Raw genomic sequence first — 18,331 nt, 5'->3', positions numbered from 1 at the left:
TTATGAAAACTTTGCATACAATGATTAGAGTAAAAGATTTAGATAAGTCATTGGAATTTTATAAATCAGCACTAGGATATAAAGTAAGTAGGGTTAAAGACTTTCCTGAAGCTAAATTTACACTTGTGTATTTAAGTTTGCCAGGAGATGAACAAGAACTTGAACTGACATATAACTATGATCATGGAGATTATTATTTAGGTGATGGATATGGTCATATAGCTTTAGAATGTGAAGATTTTATTCAATTTCATGAACGTTTAAAAAGAGAAGGATATGATGTAACTGATTTAAAAGGTCTTTCAGACAACTCAGCTAATTATTTCTTTGTGAAGGACCCTGATGGTTATAAAATTGAGATTATAAAAAAATAATATGTTTAAAAAGAAGGATAAATTAATATGCATCTATCCTTCTTTTATTTAAGGTTGTATATATGGATTGTTTTTGTAGTCTTGATTTAAGGGGTTGTTTTGTAACATATTATAAGTATTTGATACTAAAATTTCTTTTTTAATAATTTTCTTTATATGGCTTGAAAAAATATTTTTATCTGAAAATTTTGTAATGTAATTTATTTCTTTTTCTTTTAGTTTGTTAAGTAAGTCTGTTCCATTATTATTTATACCTAAAACTCTTACATAAGGGTGATTAATTGACTCTAAAATAAATTCTCTTTTTAAATCAAAGACTATTTGACATATGAGTCTTCTTATTCGTGATTTAGTATATCTTTTAGTAGATACTAAATTTATATATTCATTATAATCAAGTGTATCTAAATAGCTATATAGTCTATTTTCAAGCCCTAACTCATAGTCCATATAGTCCGAAAAACTTATATTGCCACTGAATAATTTATATTTAAATAGCTGGAAAAAGTTTTGTGAAATATCAGTTCCTTTTTCTTGTAGAGCTACATAAGTATTTTCAGGGACTAAATTTTTTAATTTAGAAAAATTTTTGTTGTTGGATATATTTCTTATAGTTGAAGCAGAAGCGAATCCATCTACTATTATTTCTGAAGAATGTCCTACATTTTTTCTTGGTATAGAAAAAGGAATTATTTTAGAGTTAAATTTTTTAAGAGCTTTTACATATTCTATACCTAAAATATTATTAGGTTTATTCATTATTTCAAATTCTATATCAGAAAGATTTTTATAGGAGAGTTGTTTAGCTTTTATAAATGAATAACCTTTTGATAAATTAATTGCCAATGATTTGTTATCTATATTTTCAGTTTTATAAACTACATCTATTATTTCTGAAAGTGAATTTTCAGAGCCAAAGCATAGTGTATCTACGATATCTAAACTATTTAAAATTGATATAGCTCCTTCAGAAAATATTTGTGCATTGGATGTACAATATATTGTAGGTAATTCTAGGACTAAATCAGCTCCGTTTTCAATAGCCAATCTGGCTCTTGTAAATTTATCTAATATTGCCGGAGTTCCTCTTTGAGTGAATGAAGATGACATTATAACTATTGTATAATCTGAGTTAATTAATTTTATTTGATGTAAGTGTCCATTGTGGAATGGGTTATATTCAGCTATTATTGCTTTTATAGACATTTTTTAGACCTTTCTTTAATTAGTTTTTTCACAATATTTTAATCTATGATATAATAAAATAAGTCAAATGTACAAAGATATTATATTTAGGAGGAAAAAATGAAAATCTTAGTAATAAACTGTGGATCTTCTTCTTTGAAATATCAATTAATTGATATGGACGGAGAAAAATTAATGGCAAAAGGTCTTGTTGAAAGAATTGGTATAGAAGGTTCAAAAGTTAAACACGAGACAATAGGTAAAGATAAAGAAGTTATAGAACAACCATTAAAAGATCACAAAGATGCTCTTAAAATTGTTATGGAGTCAATTGTTAACAAAAACTATGGTGCATTAAGTTCATTAGATGAAATAGGTGCAGTTGGGCACAGAGTAGTACATGGTGGAGAAGACTTTGCTGAGTCTGTAGTAATTACAGAAGAAGTTATGAAAGCTATAGAAGCTAATGTTGAGGTAGCTCCTCTTCATAATCCTCCTAATATAATGGGAATTGAAGCTGTATCTGCACTACTTCCAAATGTTAAGCAAGTAGCTGTATTTGATACTGCATTCCATCAAACAATGCCGGCTAAGAACTATATATATGCTATTCCTTATGAAGAATATGAATCATATAAAATTAGAAGATATGGTTTCCATGGAACATCTCATAAATATGTAACTCAAAGAGCTGCAGAAATATTAGGAAAGAGTGTTGATGAAATTAATCTTATCACTTGCCATCTTGGAAATGGAGCTAGTATAACAACTGTAAAAGGTGGAAAAAGTTATGATACAACTATGGGATTCACACCACTTGAAGGACTTCCAATGGGAACAAGAAGTGGAAATATCGACCCGGCAATAGTTACTTTTTTAATGTCTAAGAAGAATATTTCAGCTGAAGAAGTAGATAAAATCATAAATAAAGAATCAGGTGTTCTTGGAATTAGCGGAGTTTCTTCTGACTTTAGAGATATAGAAGAAGCTGCTGATTCTGGAAATGAAAGAGCTAAATTAGCACTTGATGTATATGAAACAAGTGTAGCTAAATTTGTAGCAAGCTATATGAGTCACTTTGATTCTCTTGAAAGTATTGATGGAATAGTGTTTACAGCAGGACTTGGAGAAAATTCTCCAGAAACTAGAGAACACGTTTGTGAAAAACTTAAAGCTTTTGGTATCGAAATAGACAAAGCTGAAAATAAAATTAGAGGAGAAGAAAAAATCATATCTACTTCAAATTCTAAAATAAAAGTAATGGTAATACCTACAAATGAAGAGCTTATGATAGCAAGAGATACTGAATTACTTGTAAAATAATTGTTTTTAAGTGTATAAAATTTAATAGTATTTATTTAGAATTTATGTGTAATTATCAATGATTTGGTTTAAATTAGACTTGACTAAATCGAGATTTCAAGATATAATTACCTGTATGAAATTTTGAGGTGATTTATGAGGCTTAATTTAAAAGATTTTCTCAAAAGTCCGGATCAAAATTTAAACTTTGAAGGGCAAATAGAAAAAAACGAAACAGAATATGTCATAGATGGGTTAAATATAAACTTTCCTGTAAAGTATAGTGGAGTTGTAACTAAGTTAGGTGATAATTTTAAGTTAGACTTAACGGTAAATTATTCATTTGACACCAATTGTGACAGATGCCTAAAACCAATGAAAGAAATTGTAGATTCAAGTCTTGAAGCTTATTCATTTGAAGAAGACTTTACAGACGAATCTGATTCACAGTTTTTTCAAGTTGAAAATGATGAAATATATTTGGATGAATTAGTTATCTCTCAAGTGATAACGTCGATTCCTTTGAAGAGTCTTTGTAAAGATGATTGCAAGGGACTTTGTCCAAAGTGTGGAGTTGATTTAAACGTTCATGAATGTGATTGTTCACAAGATGAGCAAATAGATTTACGATTTGAAAAACTGCTAAATTTATTTAATGATGAGGAGGTGTAAAAATGGCAGTACCTAAGAGAAAAACTTCAAAGCAAAGAAGAAACAAGAGAAGAGCATCTTCTTATAGATTAAATAAAGTAACTATAGTAGAATGTCCAAACTGTCACGAGGCAATGATGCCGCACAGAGTTTGTCCAAGCTGTGGATATTATGATGGAAAAGAAGTGCTTGTAACAGAGTAATAATCATGATAAAGAAAACTTCCCTGTACAGGGGAGTTTTTTGTTTATAAAATATTAACTTATGACACATAGTATAGTTTATATTAAAACCTTTAATAATATGTGGTAAAATTAGAATAGTAAATTAAGGAGGGTAAAGATGTCAGGACATTCTAAATGGCATAATATAAAGCAAAAAAAAGGTAAAGAAGATGCCAAGAGAGGTAGAATATTTACTAAACTTGGGAAATATATAATGGTAGCAGTTAAGGAGGGCGGTCCGGATCCTGACTATAATCCACAGTTAAAAGTTGCTATTGATAAAGCGAAAGCTGAGAATATGCCTAATGATAATATTGAAAGAGCAATTAAAAAAGGTTCTGGAGAGGATAGTGCTGAAAGCTTTGAAGAAATTACTTACGAAGGTTATGGTCCAAGTGGAATTGCAGTATTAGTAAACTGCTTAACTGATAATAGAAATAGAACAGCTCCAGATATTAGACATGCTTTTGATAAGTATGGTGGAAATTTAGGAACTCCTGGTAGTGTATCATTTATGTTTGATAAAAAGGGACAGATAGTTGTCTTATCGGATAATATAGATGGTGATGAGTTGATGATGGTGGCAATTGATGCTGGTGCAGAAGATGTTGTTGAAGAAGAAGATGCTTATGAAATAATAACTGCAGTTGAAGATTATCATAAGGTTAGAAGTGCTCTTGAAGAGGCGGGATATGATTTTGTTCAATCGGACATAACTTATATTCCTCAAAATTATAGTACACTTACAAATCCAGATGATATAAAAAATATGGAAAAGATGATAGATGTATTAGAAGATAATGATGATGTTCAAGAAGTCTATACTAACTGGAATAGACCTGAAGAAGAATAATTAGATTTATTTTGTAATTATTGGGTACTTGTTTAAAGGCAGTACTTTTATAATAAAAAGCTTATTGCATAGTTTGTAATAAGTTTTAAAAATATTAGATTAGGTAGTTAAGAATTTTGTTTAAAGAATGAATGGAGATGAATTTATGAATCTAAATAAGTATATTGACCACACATTGTTAAAGCCAGAGGCTCCAAAAGAAGCAGTTTTAAAGTTAATTGAAGAAGCTAAGCAATATGATTTTTGCTCAGTATGTATAAATCCAGCTTGGGTATCTTTAGCAGCTAAAGAACTTGAAAATACTGATGTAAAAGTTTGTACTGTAATAGGTTTTGATCTAGGAGCCACTACAACAGCTTCAAAGGTATTTGAAACAGCAGATGCAGTGAAAAATGGTGCAGATGAAGTTGACATGGTAATAAATGTAGGTTTCTTAAAATCAAAAGAATATGATTTAGTTAAAGAAGATATAGCAGAAGTCGTAAAAGCTGCTAATGGGAAAACTGTAAAAGTAATTATTGAAACTTGTCTTTTAACGAAAGAAGAAATTGTAAAAGTTTGTCAATTAGCCAAAGAAGCTGGGGCAGATTTCGTAAAAACTTCTACAGGATTTAATTCAGGCGGAGCAACTGTTGAAGATGTTAAACTTATGAAAGAAACGGTTGGAGAGATGTACGTTAAAGCTTCAGGAGGTATAAGAGATTTAGATACAGCATTGAAAATGATAGAAGCTGGAGCAGATAGATTGGGCGTAAGCGCTGGTATTCAAATTATAGAAGAATATAGGGCAAGAAATGCAAATTAACCCTGTAGCTTTTAATATCTTCGGAATAGATGTAATGTGGTATGGCATATTAATAGCGACTGGTGCTTTACTTGCCATAACCATAGCTAATAAACTGGGTAAGAGAGAGGGCTTTAAAGACGACATAATATATGACTATGCTATGTCTGCTCTATTACTTGGAATCATAGGAGCTAGAGCGTACTACGTAATTTTTAATTTAGACTATTATTTACAAAACCCTTCAGAAATTATAGCTATAAGAAATGGTGGACTTGCAATTTACGGTGGTATAATTACCGGAATAGTAGTTGGAATATTTTATAGCAAAATAAAGGGTGTAAAGTTTTTTAAATTGGCAGATGTTATAGCCCCTGGATTAGCTCTTGCACAAGGTATTGGAAGATGGGGGAATTTTGTAAATCAAGAAGCTCATGGTGCACCAACAGATGTTCCATGGGGAATTATGATTGATGGAGTTAAAGTACACCCAACTTTTCTATATGAGTCCATATTAGATGTGGGAATTTTTATATTTTTATATTTTTTCCTATATAACAAAAAGAAATTTGACGGTCAAATTTTTGCAACGTACGGAATCATCTATGGGCTTGGCAGATTTGTAATAGAGGGAATGAGAACAGACTCTCTGTATTTTATGGGAATGAGAGTTTCACAAATAGTGAGCTTGTTAATAGTTGCTACATCAATTTTATTTATTGTTTATTCAAAGAGAAAGGCTAAATGACCTTTCTCTTTTTTCAATTCAAAGATGGTATAATATAAACATGAAAATTTTAATTTTATTAATATTTATTTATCTATATTTTCAAGTGGCAAAAATAAAAATAAAAGAGATAAATGTAAAGAGTGAAAAAATAAATAATTTTAAGTTTGTACAAATTTCAGATTTTCATGATAATAAACTGATTGATTTAAAGAAATTAGAAAAAAGTATTTGTGAGTTCAATCCTGAAGTTATATTTCTAACGGGAGATATAATTTCAAGAAATACAAAAAATACTCATAGAATTGAAAAATTATTTGAAATTGTTTCAAAGTATAAATGCTTTTTTGTATCGGGGAATCATGAATTTGAAAATAATCTAGTCAGTATAGACAATTTGTTAGCAAATTATGGGATTTTAAATTTAAAAAACAGTTCATATTTACTAATGAGTGGAGAGAAAAAAATTAAAATATTTGGAGAAGAGTTTAGAGGAAATAACTTAGATAAAGATTATGAGGACTATAATATATTATTGGTACATAGTCCAAAACAATTTTTAGAAAAGGTAAGACCATACGATTTGGTATTAAGTGGTCATAAACATGGTGGACAAGTGAGATTACCTTTTTTAGGTCAAGTATTAGACCATGGGCCCAAACTTTTTCCAAAATATTCAATGGGTTTATATAAGATAGGAGAAACTATTTTATATATAGATTCAGGCCTTGGACAAAGTATATACCTTAGAATTTTAGATAGAGTATCTTATACTCAAGGAACTATAGGAGGAGATATGTATTAATCTTTTATTAGTAGCGGTAGTTTTATTACTTGCACTGTTCGCAGTTAGAATATCTAATTTTTCAGGCGTTCCATCGTTGTTGCTGTTCATTTTTCTGGGAATAGCATTTAATTTAATGGGATTTAAATTTAACAATTTTGAAATTTCAAATAATATAGCCACATTGTCGCTTATGATTATAATGTTCTATGGTGGGTTTAGTACAAATTGGAATATGGGCAAGCCTGTTTGGAAAGAGAGTGCTGTTTTAAGTACAATTGGAGTCTTTTTAACGGCGATATTTACGGGGCTTTTTTGTCACTATATACTGAAGTTTAAAATGTTAGAGGCAATGCTCTTAGGCTCTGTTATAGCTTCTACAGACTACGCCAGCGTTTCATCTATATTGGTATCAAAAAACTTAAATTTTAAATACTCTACAGCACCACTTTTAGAACTTGAAAGCGGCTCTAATGACCCTACAGCTTATACAATGACATTTGTTTATATTTCATTAATAGCAGGGCAACAAATTGCAGTTCCAATTATAGTTTTAAAACAAGTAGGCTTTGGAATTTTAGTAGGTTTTGGTTTTGGAGTAGTTGTAAAAAATTTAATAGATAGAATACATTTTGATGAAGACGGATTGTTTACAGTATTTATAGCAGCAACTATGATAGCGACTTATTCTGTGGCGGTTTTAATTGGAGGAAATGGATACTTAGCTATTTATTTATATGGAATATATTTAGGCAATCAACAATTTCTTAAAAAGAGAGATGTTGTATTTTTCTATGACGGGCTTGGAGGTTTAGTTCAAATAGGACTCTTCTTTTTGTTAGGTCTTTTATGTAATGTGAGACATTTAATTTCAGTTTTTCCAGTAGCTTTGATTATAATGTTGTTCATAACATTTGTTGCAAGACCGGCAAGTGTATTTGCACTTATGAAACCTTTTAATTTGAAGAATAATCAGATAAGTATAATTTCAATTGCAGGTCTTAGAGGAGCAGCAGCAATTGCATTTGCAATAATGGTTGTAAATAGCAAAGTGAAGATTTCCATAGATATATTTCACATAGTTTTTGTAATATGTCTTTTGTCATCTTTTATACAGGGTTCATTGATGCCGTTAGTATCTAAAAAATTAAAGATGCTTGAATATACTGATACAGTACTTAAAAATTTTAATTTTTATCAAGACAAGTCGGATATAGGTTTTATACAAACTAAGATAGAAAAGGGATCAAAATGGAATAATATTCCACTTAAAGATTTCAACTTAACTTTTAATGTGATAGTTGCAAAGATAGAAAGAGAAGGAAAAACTATAGTTCCAAACGGAGAGACTTTAATAAAAGAAGGGGACATTATAGTTTTAGGCGGAAAAAGTTATTTTGATAGGACAGGTTCTAATCTTATAGAAATGACTTTATCTAAAGGACATAAGTGGGTTGGAAAGAAGATTAAAGAATTAGAATTTAAGGAAAAGCAGTTAATAGTAATGTTACAAACTTCAGGTAACAAAATAATAGTACCGAATGGAGAAACTTATCTTTTAGAAGGAGATAAAGTTGTAATTTTAAAGCAAAATAAGAAAAAGGCTCAAATTAAAAAATAATTTGGGCCCTTTTTTGTTAATGAAAATTATTTAATTACACTTTCTATTAAGAGTAAGTTTGTAAGCCCACCAACACCATTTGGTACAGGACTATAAGCTTGAATCTTGTCTTGGACATCAGTGGAGTTTAAATCTCCAGTAAATCTGCCATCAGCATTTTTTGTTATTGCAATGTCAATTACTATTGCATCTTCTCTAAAGTAGGTTGAATCTAAGAATTCACTTTTACCAACAGCAGTGAATATTATATCCGCTTTTAAGGTATGCTCTTTTAGATTCTTTGTTTTTATATGAGCTATCTCAACAGTAGCAAACCTATTTAAAAGTAACATTGCAAGTGGTTTTCCAACTACATTTGAATGGTTAATTATCAAACAATTTTTGGACTCGACATCTATTCCATAGTAGTCAATGAGTTCAATTGAAGCCTTAGGCGCAAGTGGAATAAAACCTGATGTATCACCTGAATATAATTTAGCTTTATTAATTGGATTCATACAATCTACATCTTTTTCAGGTGCGATTAAGCGGTCTAACTTATCTTCATCAACTGAAGTTGGTATAGGTCTAAAAATCAAAATACCAGTAACAGATGAATCATCATTTAGTTTTTCAAGATCAGAATAAGCTTTTTCAGGAGTAGTATCTACGACAACGACATCTAAATTTACTTTGGAAGCTGTAGATTTAATACCCTTTAAATAAGCGTTGTTTCCAAAATTTTCTTCTAATCTAAGAATTGCAAGCTTACTATTTGAAGTAGAATATTTTTTTAAAGTTTTAAGTTTTTCCTCATATAGAGGTTTTGAGTATAATATTTTGGTCATTGGTCACCTCTATATAATATTGTTCCAAAGCATAAGCGTTATGTCAATAAAAAAATCCTTCAATTGAGAAGGATTAAACCAAGTGCATTAAGTTTTGAATTAATAAACTAACTGTTGTAATAGCCGACCAACAACAGAAGCCGAGGATTATAGCTTTACCACCGGTTTTTATAATATTCACAATGTCAGTGCTAAGACCAATGCCCGCCATAGCCATAGTGATAAAAAACTTAGATAAAGTCTTTAGCGGTTTAAAAAATGCATGTGAAGCTCCCATTTGTATTGAAACTGTAGTTACTATACTAGCAAGAATAAAGAATAATACGAAGTATGGGAAAATCTTTTTTATACTTACAGAACTGTTAGAGTTCTTTTCTTTTTTTAATCTGATAAAAGCAAGAGTTAAAACTATTGGTATGATAGCTAAAGTTCTTGTAAGTTTAACTATTGTGGCAGTTTCAAGAGTGTTGGCACCTGCGTGTATTCCGTCCCAAACAGTTGCCGCGGCAGTTACAGATGAAGTGTCATTGATTGCAGTACCTGCAAAAAGTCCAAAGCCATTGTTGGATAGACCTAAGTATTCTCCAAAGCTTGGGAAGATAAGTGCTGCAAGTATATTGAATAAAAATATTACAGAGATTGCCTTTGCTATTTCTTCATCTTCAGCTTCAATAACTGGAGCAGTAGCAGCAATTGCAGAACCACCACAAATTGATGAACCAACACCAACTAAAATTGCGGTATTAGATTGAATTCTTAAAACTTTTTGTAATATATAAGCTACTATTAAAGAAGTTAGGATAGTAGATATAATTATTGGTAGAGAAGTAGCTCCAACTTTAATTACATCAGATAAATTCATTCCAAAACCTAAAAATACGACTGCCAATTGTAATATGTACTTTGAAGTAAATTTGATACCTAGTTGAGTAGAATTTTTTTCTTTATAAAACAAACTGATTAACATACCAACTAAGATTGCAAACACTGCGCCACCTATAAGCGGATATTTTCCGCCTAAAAAAGTACAAACGAGCGCTATTATAAAACATAAAAAAATACCTGGAAATTTTTTCATTTTTTCCAACTCCTATCTAAAAATAAATTCAAATTTATTATACAAATAATACTATTAAAAATAAAATTATAATATGTTATACTTGCATAAGAAAAATTTATTGAAGGTATATAGGTGCACAATGATAGATTATAAAATGAACACGTTTATGGCAGTTTGTAAGACTTTGAATTTTACTCAAGCATCAAAAGAGTTAAACATAACACAACCTGCTGTTTCAAATCATATAAAGGCCATAGAAGAAGAATATGGAATTGATTTATTTAGGTTTCAAGGTAAGAAAGTAATTTTAACAGAAGAAGGAAGACTACTCTTGAATTTAATTAGCTCTATGACCAATGATATAGAGCATTTTAAAGACTATTTAAGTCACAATAGAAGTAAGATTAGACTTAACTTTGGGACAACACTCTCTATTGGAGAATATGTAATGTCTCCAATACTTACAAAAATAATTTCGAAAGAGTCTGAATTGTCACTTAGAATGGTAGTAGAAAACACTCAAAAACTTTTAGAATTGTTGGACACTGGAAAAATTGATTTTGCAATAATCGAAGGCTATTTTAAAATAAACTCCTATCAAAGTAAGGTATTTAAAAAAGATAGATTGATACCAGTTTGCTCTAAAAATTATATGGATAAAGATAATGTTGAAGTTAAAGAGATATTTGATAATTGGCTTTTTATAAGAGAAGAAGGTTCGGGAACAAGAGAGGTATTAGATAGAACGCTCAGAGGAATGAACTACTCAATAGATGATTTCAAAAACATATCAGAAATTGGGAACTTGAATACAATTAAAGCATTAGTTGAAAATGGTTTGGGTATTTCATTTTTATATGAGTCTGTAGTAGAAAAAGAAATAAAAAATGGAAATTTGAGAGAAATACTTTTAACAGATTTTAGAGCAGAGCATGACTTTACATTTTTATGGAAAGAGGGAAGTTTTTATTCTGATTATTACGAAAATTTATTTGAAATATTAAAAGGAGAGTAGCAAAACCTATATAAACTATTTTAAAATTAGATAGTCCATAAGTTAATAGTAAATTATAAAATAAATTAATATTTGGATGATTGAAGAATATTAAATAATTATACATAATTTTTTATATGGAGGAGTGAAATATTTGGAAATTAGATATATAAATGAATCTGACAATAAAATGGAAATCAGTGAAATATATGAGAAAAGTTGGAGATATGCATATAAAAATATAATTCCTCAAGAATTTCTTGATTCAATTGAAAAAGGTAAGTGGATACCAATATTTGATTTCCCTGATTGGAGCACTGTTGTATGTATTGAAGATGGTAAATATATTGGGACTATGAGTTTTTCTAAGTCGAGATTTCGGGAGTACTTCTCTTATGGGGAAATTATTTCTTTTTATATACTTCCGGAATATATAGGGAAAGGTTATGGTAATAAAATACTAAAGTATGTAACCAAAGAGTTATACAAACTAGGATATAGTAAATTGTTACTTTGGGTTTTAGAGGATAATTATTTGGCAAAAAAGTTTTATAAAAGAAATGGGTTTATAGAAACAGACAATTATATGGTTGATAATATTGGAGGAAAAGAATTAAGAGAAGTTATGTTTATTTACAAAAATGAAGATATAATGATTTAAGCTCAACAAATGAATAAAGAAAGATAATATTATTCATTTGTGTGGGATTATTCAATCTTCCATTCAAACTATGAATAAAAGGTAAGTGTTAATTTGAATAAAAAACATTTGACATCTTTATTAAATTTTGTTATTATATTGTTATCGGTTTTGGTGGATATGGCCTAGTTGGTTAGGGCGCGAGTTTGTGGCACTTGAGATCGTGGGTTCGAATCCCACTATCCACCCCATAAAATTTAAAACAGTTTAAAATGTTTTTGAATGGCTTATTTGAGTCATTATTTTTTTGCTTAAAATTCCAATTATATTTATATATCTTTTTTAATAATAAAACTTTTAGGAGATAATATATATATTGAATTAGGACTCCATAATTTAAAGAGCCCTAATATTAAACAGAAATAGAATCTTGTAGCGATTCAAAAGTTTTTTCTCCAATACCTGGAACGTTCATAATGTCCTCAATTTTTTTGAATTGATTTTTTTCACGATACTTTATAATACTCTGAGCTGTTTTTTCACCGACATTTGGCAATTTAATTAAATCTTCTTTAGAAGCTGTGTTTATATTTATCTTTCCAAGACCACTGCTACTTGAGCTTGATTCTTCTACTTCACCAATATATGGAATATAAATTCTATCTTCATCAGATACTTTTTTTGCTAAATTAATATTATTTATATCTGCATCATCAAACATTCCACCACAAGCGTTAACTGCGTCAATAACTCTTGATTCTGGAGGAAGTTTTACAAGACCTGGACTTTTAACACGGCCTGCAACGTGTACATAAATTTCTTCATTAGGTATTTCTTCTTGTATAGGCTCAGATTCTTCATCAGAAATTTCGTCAGAATTATCTACTAAAAGATTAGGGTGATATTTAAAGTCTGAATTTACATCAACATATATTTTAGCTGCAAACATTGCTACAACGACAAGCAAACCAATTAAAATTTTATTTTTTTTAAAGTCCATTTCAACACCTATAGGTTAAGTGCGATTTCCATCATCTTTGTAAAAGAGGTTTGTCTTTCTTCAGCAGTTGTCTCTTCGTGAGTAATTAATGAGTCAGAAACTGTTAGAATTGTAAGAGTTTTTTTACCTAAGTTGGCAGCTATTGCATAAAGTGCGTAGGATTCCATCTCAACTGCCAAAACTTTCATTGATTGCCATTTTTTCCACGCATCTACATCATCTTGATAGAATACATCTGATGAAAGTACATTTCCAACGTGAACTGTAATTCCTAAATTTTTAGCATTGTTGTAAGCTGATAGTAGTAAATCAAAATCTGCTATAGCACTAAAAGTTCCAGGAAGTTTATAATTTTCTTGGAAGGCAGAATTAGTACAGGCTCCTTGTGCAAGAATTATATCGTACAAATTTAAGTCTTTTGAATAAGCTCCACAAGAACCAACTCTTACAATGTTTTCAACACCATAAAATTTAAATAGTTCATAAGCATATATACCGATAGATGGAATTCCCATTCCACTACCCATTACAGAAATTTTATTTCCCTTATATTCTCCGGTATATCCAAACATATTTCTTACATCAGTAACTAGAGATACGTTTTCCAAATAGTTTTCAGCTATGAATTTTGCTCTTAAAGGGTCTCCGGGCATTAATACAGTTTTTGCGAATGCATTTTCTTTTGCGTTTATATGTGGTGTCATAAAATCATCTCCTTAGAGGTATTTTATAATATTAAAGTAGTAGAGGCAATATGATATAATCAATATGAGGTGATTTAATGACATTCGAAAAAAATTTGGAAAAATATGCAAAGTTAATAATAAATATGGGGATAAAAGTTAAACAAGGTGACATGGTTTCAATTTCGGGAGAGGTTGTTAATTATGAATTTTTAAGACATATAGCTGAGGAAGCTTATGCAGCTGGAGCAACGGATGTAAAAATTCACTATAATGACCAAAAATTTACAAAATTAAAATATCAAAAATCTCCTTTAGAAGTTTTGACAACTGTACCGGATTATGTAATAGATGAGCAATTATATTTGTTGGACAACAAGGCTAAGTATGTAAAAGTTATAGGCTCTGACCCAAATGGATTAAAGGGTGTTGATTCCGACAAACTACAAAAAGCTATTATGGCAAGGTCAAAAGCTTTAAAAGAAGTCGACAAGAGAATGATGAATAGCGAAACTTCTTGGATTGTAGTTGGGGCACCAACTGTTGAATGGGCTAAGTCTGTATATCCTGAATTGAGTGATGATGAAGCTGTTGAAAAATTGTGGGATGCTATTTTCAAAACTACAAGAGTTGATTTGGAAGAGCCTGAAAAAGCCTGGGAAGAGCATATTAATAATTTGAAAAAGTGGTCAAACTTCTTAAATGAAAATGAATTTGAGATGTTACATTTTAAATCTGAAAAAGGTACTGATTTAAAAGTTAAACTTCCAAAGGGATATATTTTTGCAGGAGCAAGTGAGTATGCGAAAACAGGCGAAGAATTTGTAGCTAATATACCTACAGAAGAAGTTTTTTCTCTACCTCACAGAGAAGGTGTTGATGGAATAGTTTATTCTACAAAACCTTTAAATTACAATGGAAACTTAATTGATGAGTTTTATTTAAAATTTGAAAATGGAAAAGTAATAGACTTTGACGCTAAAGAGGGATATGAAACTTTGAAGAATCTTTTGGAAACAGATGAAGGGGCTTCAAGAATTGGTGAGGTTGCACTCGTTCCTTATGATTCTCCAATTTCAAATTCAGGAATATTATTCTTTGAGACTTTATATGATGAAAATGCAGCATGCCATTTAGCTCTTGGTAAGGCTTATCCAACTAGCATAAAGGATGGGGACATCATGAGCGATGATGAACTTATAAATGCGGGCGCAAATGATTCTCTAGTACACGTAGATTTTATGATAGGAGATGCGACTACTGATATAACAGCTCATAAGGGAGATGAAGTAGTTCAAATCTTCAAGGATGGAAATTTTGTCATATAGCTAGTAGAGAGTTTAGATAGTATTTGGCTAAAGACAATATATTTTCCCAAAGTGGTGTTTTATAATATAGCAAATGAATTTGTGGTGGGCTTAAAATCTTTGAAAGATTTGTTAGCTCATCATTTTTATTTAGCACATAAAAAACAAGTTCATCATCTGAATATTTGCCGTCCTTAACTTCAATAGTCAGCTTGAAATTATTTTTTGAAACTTTTATAGAATGATAGAAAGAATTTATTTCTAAATCTTTTTTAAAACTAGTTTGACCTAAGATAGTTAAAAAATTGTTTTTAAACTCTAGTGTTTCAATTCTAAAATCATAATCTTGAATTTTGAAATTTATATTATCTTCTATCTGTTCAACAATAGTTAGAGATTTTTCAAGATAGATTAAGCTATCTTTTGCGTGTTGAATTACTTCGGATAATTTATCAGAGTCTTGAGAAATTAAATATTGTTTAATTGAGTTTGCAATTTTAAAACCGGATATATACTTTGGACGCACTAATCCCAAATATTTTTCTATTTCTTTTTGTTTTAGAGAGTTGAGATTTAAAATAAAATTGAAATTTTTTAGATACTCATGTAAATCAAAATTATTTTCTGGAGCAAAGCTCATCTTATAAAATTTAAGCTTTTCTTCGATAAATGCCAAATCAAAACTGTTTCCACTAAATGTTATTAAATTTTTAGTAGAAATATTATTTATTAATTCAATTTCATCTTTTAAATTAGAAATGTAGTTTATATTTAATAAGCCTGAGTTTACATCTAAAGTTGCCACCATAAAGACAGAATCTGTAAATTTAGATAAGCCTGTAGTTTCAATTTTTAAAAGAGTGTAGTCTTTAAAATATTTTTTTGTAAAATCTGAAATTTTAATTGTTTCACTATAACTATTCATTAGTCCCATCCTTTTAATTACTTTCTTTATAGAATATAATAATATAAGATAAAATTTATAGGAAGTGTATTTATGATATATTTAGACAACTGTGCTACTACAAAGCCAAGAGATGAAGTAATAGAGACAATGGTCAGCGCGCTTAGAGAGGGATATGCAAACCCTTCAAGCCTTCATAGTTTTGGATTAAAAATTGAAAAAGAAATAAGTACGGCCAGAAAGAAAATTGCGGATTCATTCGGAGCAGATGAAAATGAAATTTACTTTACATCAGGCGGGACTGAAAGTAGCAATATAGCTATACAAGGTTTTATAAAAAAGAATATAAAAAGACATAAAAAAGTCATCACTACGAAACTTGAACACTCTTCAGTTTTGTTTCAACTTAGAAAGATGAAAGAGTTGGGAATTGAGCTTGTTGAAGTTGGCGTTGATGTAAATGGAATAGTAGATGAAACTGAACTGTTAAATGCTATTGATGAAGATACTTTTTTAGTCAGTTTATTTCATGTAAATAATGAGATTGGCTCTGTTAATCCTGTAAAAGAATTGATTTCTAAAATTAAAAAAATAAATAGACAAATTTTTGTTCACGTTGATGGAGTTCAAGCGGTTGGAAAGTTAGAAGTAAATCTTCACGATATAGGTTGTGATAGCTATTCAATCTCTGCACATAAAATCTATGGTCCAAAGGGAATAGGTGCACTTTATTTGAAAAATGGCATTAAGATTGACCCTATGGTAATAGGCGGTGGACAAGAAAGTGGTATGAGAAGTGGTACGGAAAATGTACCAGGCATATTGGGATTTGGCGTTGCGGCTGAAATGGTTGTAAAGAATTTCAAAAGAGAGCAAGAGTCTATAAAAGCTTGTAGAGATAGACTTATAGATAGACTGAATGAAATTGAAGATGTAAAGATAAACTCAACAGACAAAGGCGTAAATAACATATTGTCTGTATCAGTTTTGAATACAAGAGGGGAAGTTCTCCTACATTCTTTAGAAAGAGATCAAATATATATTTCAGTAGCTTCAGCGTGTACTTCAAACGGTACTGGGAGAAGTCATGTATTAGAAGCTATAAAATTGGAGCCTAAATATATTGAAGGAACGGTTAGAATATGTTTTTCAAAAGATAATACATTGGAAGAAATAGATGAATTTTTTGAAAAGTTTAAAGAGTATGTAAATGAATTAAGAGAAATAATGGTGAGATAAATGGAAAAATTGATAAGCTTGTCCTTGGGCGAAGTTATGCTAAAGGGAGATAATAGAAAGACTTTTATAAATAAAATAATAGGTCAGGTAAAGAAGCTAACTAAGAATTTTCAAAACGTGTCTGTGTATAGAGATTTTGGAAAGATATATATAAATTGTAATGAAGAAGACATAGATGAGATAATAAAAAAAGTAAAAAATATCTTTGGTATAGTCTATATAACACCAACTTGGAAGATAGACAGAAATATGGAAGACTTTGAAAAAGCTGTTTTAGCTGTTGCGAATGACCAAGCTGAAAAAGGGTATAAGACTTTTAAAGCCAAAGCTAAAAGGTCTGATAAGAGATTTGAAACTAAATCGGCAGATTTAAATTTAATGATAGGTGGAATAGTTTTAAAGAACACAGATTACAAAGTTGATGTTCACAATCCGGACTTTTATATATATTGTGATGTAAAAGAGTCAATATATTTATATTCACACAGATATAAGGGGACAGGTGGACTGCCAATTGGAACAAATGGAAGAGGACTACTATTGTTGTCAGGGGGTATAGATTCTCCAGTTGCAGGATATATGATGGCAAAGAGAGGAGTTTGTGTGGACGCAGTTCATTTCCATTCATATCCTTTCACATCAGAAAGAGCAGAAGAAAAAGTTCAAAAACTTGCTAAAATATTGGGACAATATACTGGAACTATTAGAATGTATTCATGTAATCTTTTAAATATACAAAAGGCAATAAATAAAAATTGTCCTGAAGATGAGATGACAATCTTATCACGTAGATTTATGATGAGAATTGCTGAAGAAATTTCTAAAAAGTATGAGTATGATTCCATAATAACAGGAGAAAATTTAGGACAAGTTGCATCTCAGACAATAGGTGGATTAAACGTTACAAATGCTATACCGGATAGAGTTGTCTTCAGACCTCTTATAGGAATGGACAAGGTAGATATAATAGAAATATCTGAAAGCATAGGAACTTATGAAACGTCCATAATGCCATTTGAAGACTGTTGTAGTGTGTTTTTACCAAAACATCCTAAGCTAAGACCTACACGCAAAGGAATAGAAAAATCAGAATCAAAGCTTCAAATTGAAGAACTTGTTCAAGAAGCGATGAGTGAATTAGAAATAATCACGATAAAACAGGAGGACTGATT

The 18,331-nt window shown here is 30.1% G+C and carries 20 protein-coding genes and 1 tRNA gene; 15 read left to right on the top strand and 6 right to left on the bottom strand.

Annotation, left to right across the window (positions count from 1 at the left end; genetic code table 11):
- Window positions 1-2 precede the first annotated feature (2 nt).
- Window positions 3-374: a lactoylglutathione lyase gene (gloA, locus tag DYE58_RS00440; RefSeq protein ID WP_004822436.1), complete on the top strand. Its 372-nt coding sequence runs from the start codon at window positions 3-5 to the stop codon at window positions 372-374.
- Between the two features lie 48 nt (window positions 375-422).
- Here the strand turns inward: gloA and DYE58_RS00435 are convergent, their stop codons facing one another.
- The gene (locus DYE58_RS00435) at window positions 423-1,580 is read right to left on the bottom strand and encodes a tRNA(Met) cytidine acetate ligase (RefSeq protein WP_115311909.1); all 1,158 of its coding nucleotides are present in this window, start codon (window positions 1,578-1,580) and stop codon (window positions 423-425) included.
- Window positions 1,581-1,679: 99 nt separating this feature from the next.
- On the opposite strand from DYE58_RS00435, the gene DYE58_RS00430 reads away from it, so the two are divergent.
- From DYE58_RS00430 to DYE58_RS00395, 8 genes are all read left to right on the top strand, one after another.
- Entirely contained in the window at window positions 1,680-2,882 is a 1,203-nt protein-coding gene (locus DYE58_RS00430) for an acetate/propionate family kinase (RefSeq protein WP_004822433.1), read from the top strand.
- Between the two features lie 135 nt (window positions 2,883-3,017).
- The gene (locus DYE58_RS00425) at window positions 3,018-3,533 is read left to right on the top strand and encodes a YceD family protein (RefSeq protein ID WP_004822431.1); all 516 of its coding nucleotides are present in this window, start codon (window positions 3,018-3,020) and stop codon (window positions 3,531-3,533) included.
- 2 nt (window positions 3,534-3,535) lie between these two features.
- Window positions 3,536-3,715 (top strand): 50S ribosomal protein L32, encoded by a 180-nt coding sequence (gene rpmF, locus DYE58_RS00420; RefSeq protein WP_004822430.1) that lies wholly within the window; start codon window positions 3,536-3,538, stop codon window positions 3,713-3,715.
- 139 nt (window positions 3,716-3,854) lie between these two features.
- Window positions 3,855-4,589 (top strand): YebC/PmpR family DNA-binding transcriptional regulator, encoded by a 735-nt coding sequence (locus DYE58_RS00415; RefSeq protein ID WP_115311908.1) that lies wholly within the window; start codon window positions 3,855-3,857, stop codon window positions 4,587-4,589.
- Between the two features lie 145 nt (window positions 4,590-4,734).
- Window positions 4,735-5,394: a deoxyribose-phosphate aldolase gene (gene deoC / locus DYE58_RS00410; RefSeq protein ID WP_040552881.1), complete on the top strand. Its 660-nt coding sequence runs from the start codon at window positions 4,735-4,737 to the stop codon at window positions 5,392-5,394.
- Window positions 5,384-6,121: a prolipoprotein diacylglyceryl transferase gene (lgt, locus tag DYE58_RS00405; protein ID WP_115311907.1), complete on the top strand. Its 738-nt coding sequence runs from the start codon at window positions 5,384-5,386 to the stop codon at window positions 6,119-6,121. Before deoC ends, lgt begins: the two co-directional genes overlap by 11 nt.
- Before the next feature lie 40 nt (window positions 6,122-6,161).
- A complete protein-coding gene (locus DYE58_RS00400) occupies window positions 6,162-6,905 on the top strand; it encodes a metallophosphoesterase (protein ID WP_115311906.1) in 744 nt (247 codons plus the stop codon).
- The gene (locus tag DYE58_RS00395; protein WP_040552879.1) at window positions 6,901-8,505 is read left to right on the top strand and encodes a potassium/proton antiporter; all 1,605 of its coding nucleotides are present in this window, start codon (window positions 6,901-6,903) and stop codon (window positions 8,503-8,505) included. The genes DYE58_RS00400 and DYE58_RS00395 overlap by 5 nt, the downstream gene beginning before the upstream one ends.
- Window positions 8,506-8,531: 26 nt before the next feature.
- On the opposite strand, the gene DYE58_RS00390 is transcribed toward DYE58_RS00395, so the two are convergent.
- Together DYE58_RS00390 and DYE58_RS00385 are read right to left on the bottom strand one after the other, a co-directional pair.
- Window positions 8,532-9,332 carry a bifunctional 5,10-methylenetetrahydrofolate dehydrogenase/5,10-methenyltetrahydrofolate cyclohydrolase gene (locus tag DYE58_RS00390; RefSeq protein WP_115311905.1) on the bottom strand — a complete coding sequence of 267 codons (801 nt, stop codon included), beginning with the start codon at window positions 9,330-9,332 and terminating at the stop codon, window positions 8,532-8,534.
- Window positions 9,333-9,405: 73 nt separating this feature from the next.
- Complete coding sequence (locus DYE58_RS00385; protein WP_115311904.1) at window positions 9,406-10,410, bottom strand: YeiH family protein; 1,005 nt, start codon at window positions 10,408-10,410, stop codon at window positions 9,406-9,408.
- Window positions 10,411-10,531: 121 nt separating this feature from the next.
- On the opposite strand from DYE58_RS00385, the gene DYE58_RS00380 reads away from it, so the two are divergent.
- From DYE58_RS00380 to DYE58_RS00370, 3 genes are all read left to right on the top strand, one after another.
- Complete coding sequence (locus DYE58_RS00380; protein ID WP_004822413.1) at window positions 10,532-11,407, top strand: LysR family transcriptional regulator; 876 nt, start codon at window positions 10,532-10,534, stop codon at window positions 11,405-11,407.
- Window positions 11,408-11,531: 124 nt separating this feature from the next.
- Window positions 11,532-12,047, top strand: coding sequence for a GNAT family N-acetyltransferase (locus DYE58_RS00375; protein ID WP_004822411.1), 516 nt, complete (start codon window positions 11,532-11,534; stop codon window positions 12,045-12,047).
- 153 nt (window positions 12,048-12,200) lie between these two features.
- Window positions 12,201-12,277 (top strand) — tRNA-His (locus DYE58_RS00370).
- A gap of 161 nt (window positions 12,278-12,438) precedes the next feature.
- Here DYE58_RS00370 and DYE58_RS00365 read toward each other — a convergent pair.
- Both DYE58_RS00365 and deoD read right to left on the bottom strand, forming a co-directional pair.
- A complete protein-coding gene (locus tag DYE58_RS00365) occupies window positions 12,439-13,026 on the bottom strand; it encodes a helix-hairpin-helix domain-containing protein (RefSeq protein ID WP_004822410.1) in 588 nt (195 codons plus the stop codon).
- Between the two features lie 8 nt (window positions 13,027-13,034).
- A complete protein-coding gene (deoD, locus tag DYE58_RS00360; protein ID WP_004822409.1) occupies window positions 13,035-13,730 on the bottom strand; it encodes a purine-nucleoside phosphorylase in 696 nt (231 codons plus the stop codon).
- A 77-nt stretch (window positions 13,731-13,807) separates the two neighbouring features.
- On the opposite strand from deoD, the gene DYE58_RS00355 reads away from it, so the two are divergent.
- Window positions 13,808-15,037: an aminopeptidase gene (locus DYE58_RS00355; RefSeq protein WP_004822408.1), complete on the top strand. Its 1,230-nt coding sequence runs from the start codon at window positions 13,808-13,810 to the stop codon at window positions 15,035-15,037.
- Here DYE58_RS00355 and DYE58_RS00350 read toward each other — a convergent pair.
- The gene (locus DYE58_RS00350) at window positions 15,030-15,941 is read right to left on the bottom strand and encodes a ribonuclease H-like domain-containing protein (protein ID WP_172463305.1); all 912 of its coding nucleotides are present in this window, start codon (window positions 15,939-15,941) and stop codon (window positions 15,030-15,032) included. The genes DYE58_RS00355 and DYE58_RS00350 overlap by 8 nt on opposite strands.
- A gap of 72 nt (window positions 15,942-16,013) precedes the next feature.
- On the opposite strand from DYE58_RS00350, the gene DYE58_RS00345 reads away from it, so the two are divergent.
- Window positions 16,014-17,159 carry a cysteine desulfurase family protein gene (locus tag DYE58_RS00345; protein ID WP_115311902.1) on the top strand — a complete coding sequence of 382 codons (1,146 nt, stop codon included), beginning with the start codon at window positions 16,014-16,016 and terminating at the stop codon, window positions 17,157-17,159.
- Complete coding sequence (gene thiI / locus DYE58_RS00340; RefSeq protein ID WP_115311901.1) at window positions 17,160-18,329, top strand: tRNA uracil 4-sulfurtransferase ThiI; 1,170 nt, start codon at window positions 17,160-17,162, stop codon at window positions 18,327-18,329. It begins immediately after the preceding gene.
- Window positions 18,330-18,331: the final 2 nt, after the last annotated feature.

Source organism: Peptoniphilus indolicus (assembly GCF_900454665.1).
GTDB lineage: Bacteria > Bacillota > Clostridia > Tissierellales > Peptoniphilaceae > Peptoniphilus > Peptoniphilus indolicus.
The sequence above is the reverse complement of the archived record's forward strand: the minus strand, read 5'-3'. Positions and strand labels throughout refer to the sequence as shown.

What these genes read in the sequence shown, in the direction of transcription:
- gloA (WP_004822436.1), top strand. Translation starts at nt 3, where the DNA reads ATGAAAACTTTGCATACAATGATTAGAGTAAAAGATTTAGATAAGTCA.
- DYE58_RS00435 (WP_115311909.1), bottom strand. Translation starts at nt 1,580, where the DNA reads ATGTCTATAAAAGCAATAATAGCTGAATATAACCCATTCCACAATGGA.
- DYE58_RS00430 (WP_004822433.1), top strand. Translation starts at nt 1,680, where the DNA reads ATGAAAATCTTAGTAATAAACTGTGGATCTTCTTCTTTGAAATATCAA.
- DYE58_RS00425 (WP_004822431.1), top strand. Translation starts at nt 3,018, where the DNA reads ATGAGGCTTAATTTAAAAGATTTTCTCAAAAGTCCGGATCAAAATTTA.
- rpmF (WP_004822430.1), top strand. Translation starts at nt 3,536, where the DNA reads ATGGCAGTACCTAAGAGAAAAACTTCAAAGCAAAGAAGAAACAAGAGA.
- DYE58_RS00415 (WP_115311908.1), top strand. Translation starts at nt 3,855, where the DNA reads ATGTCAGGACATTCTAAATGGCATAATATAAAGCAAAAAAAAGGTAAA.
- deoC (WP_040552881.1), top strand. Translation starts at nt 4,735, where the DNA reads ATGAATCTAAATAAGTATATTGACCACACATTGTTAAAGCCAGAGGCT.
- lgt (WP_115311907.1), top strand. Translation starts at nt 5,384, where the DNA reads ATGCAAATTAACCCTGTAGCTTTTAATATCTTCGGAATAGATGTAATG.
- DYE58_RS00400 (WP_115311906.1), top strand. Translation starts at nt 6,162, where the DNA reads ATGAAAATTTTAATTTTATTAATATTTATTTATCTATATTTTCAAGTG.
- DYE58_RS00390 (WP_115311905.1), bottom strand. Translation starts at nt 9,332, where the DNA reads ATGACCAAAATATTATACTCAAAACCTCTATATGAGGAAAAACTTAAA.
- DYE58_RS00385 (WP_115311904.1), bottom strand. Translation starts at nt 10,410, where the DNA reads ATGAAAAAATTTCCAGGTATTTTTTTATGTTTTATAATAGCGCTCGTT.
- DYE58_RS00380 (WP_004822413.1), top strand. Translation starts at nt 10,532, where the DNA reads ATGATAGATTATAAAATGAACACGTTTATGGCAGTTTGTAAGACTTTG.
- DYE58_RS00365 (WP_004822410.1), bottom strand. Translation starts at nt 13,026, where the DNA reads ATGGACTTTAAAAAAAATAAAATTTTAATTGGTTTGCTTGTCGTTGTA.
- deoD (WP_004822409.1), bottom strand. Translation starts at nt 13,730, where the DNA reads ATGACACCACATATAAACGCAAAAGAAAATGCATTCGCAAAAACTGTA.
- DYE58_RS00355 (WP_004822408.1), top strand. Translation starts at nt 13,808, where the DNA reads ATGACATTCGAAAAAAATTTGGAAAAATATGCAAAGTTAATAATAAAT.
- DYE58_RS00350 (WP_172463305.1), bottom strand. Translation starts at nt 15,941, where the DNA reads ATGAATAGTTATAGTGAAACAATTAAAATTTCAGATTTTACAAAAAAA.
- DYE58_RS00345 (WP_115311902.1), top strand. Translation starts at nt 16,014, where the DNA reads ATGATATATTTAGACAACTGTGCTACTACAAAGCCAAGAGATGAAGTA.
- thiI (WP_115311901.1), top strand. Translation starts at nt 17,160, where the DNA reads ATGGAAAAATTGATAAGCTTGTCCTTGGGCGAAGTTATGCTAAAGGGA.